1 protein-coding gene is annotated in these 1,242 nt (G+C 60.3%); it reads right to left on the bottom strand.

All coding sequences use genetic code 11. The features are described from left to right. Positions 1-242 precede the first annotated feature (242 nt). Positions 243-1,242 (bottom strand): IS110 family RNA-guided transposase (locus TSA66_RS01170; protein ID WP_040038674.1); only part of this gene is annotated, 1,000 nt, incomplete at its 5' end.

Raw genomic sequence — 1,242 nt, forward strand, 5'->3', positions numbered from 1 at the left:
GATGGCAGCGGATACAACGGCAAGCAAAGGTACAGACTGCGTCTTTGCAAACGGCCTTGTTGCGTCCAGGAGCTGGCGCGGGCCACGATATTAGCCGCACGAGAGTGCCCCATTTGAAATCCGGCTCGGCGTTGCAGCAGGGATCAACTGCTGCAATCAATGCCAGCCAACAGAATCGGCGGGCTCTTCTCTCGTTCGGTCCAACCTCGTCTTGCTATCGTACCGGGCTGTACATCAGAGATTCATGGATTCTTTGGTGACGCAATGGAAGTCATGGGATGCCGTTGCCAGGCCGATGCATCATAGTTCTCGTCCCTGGCCAGCATCGCCCACAGCATCCGTGCATGTTTGTTGGCAATGGCAATCACCGTCTTGAAATAGCCTTTGCGGCCGTAAAGTGCACTGATCCAGCGCTGCAGGCGGTTTGCCTTGGCTGGATCGGCCCGCAAGGCACTCTGTAACGTGCTGCGCGCTCCCTGGATCAACAGGTTGCGCAAATAGACGTTACCGTGCAGGCTGATGCGGCCAAGACGCGTCTTGCCGCCTGAACTATGTTGGCGCGGTGTCAGCCCCAGCCAGGCACCAAATCGTCGGCCGTTCCTGAACACCCGGGCGTCGGGCACCGTGGCAGCCAGCGCACTGGCGGTAACGGGCCCCACTCCAGTGAGCTGCATCGCACGCTGTGCAGCAGTACTGTGGTTTGCATGGGCAGCAATATGCGCATCGCATTTGGCCAATCTGGCATGCAATGCACTCAGTTGTTCCCGCACTTCCAGCAATAACGCGTGAATCCGATCAGGCAGGCGAGCGTCTTCAGTCAGCGCCGGCAAGGCGGTCAGCAACCGCTCTGGCGACCGGGGGATGACGACACCATACTCGGCCAGCAGCCCGCGCACGCGGTTGAGCAGCGCAACACGTTCTTCCTTCCAGCCTTCCCGTGCGCAGTGCCAGGCCAGCATTGCTTGCTGGTCAGCTGTCTTGATCGGGACAAAACGCATCGTTGGTTGGCGGGCAGCAATAGCGACCGCTTCTGCATCGGCGGTATCGTTCTTGCCCCCTTTGCGAAACGGCACCACGAATTCCGGCGCAATTAGCCGGGTCGTGTGGCCGCGTGCGGCAAACCAGCGGCCCCAATGGTGCGCCGAACCGCAGGCTTCCATCGCAACCAGAGCGGGCGCCAGTTGTGCTGCCCAGCGTTCAAAAGCTTCCCTGCGCAATACCCGTTGTTCAGTGACGGCGCCA

This window comes from Noviherbaspirillum autotrophicum (genome assembly GCF_000818395.1).
Lineage (GTDB): Bacteria > Pseudomonadota > Gammaproteobacteria > Burkholderiales > Burkholderiaceae_D > Noviherbaspirillum > Noviherbaspirillum autotrophicum.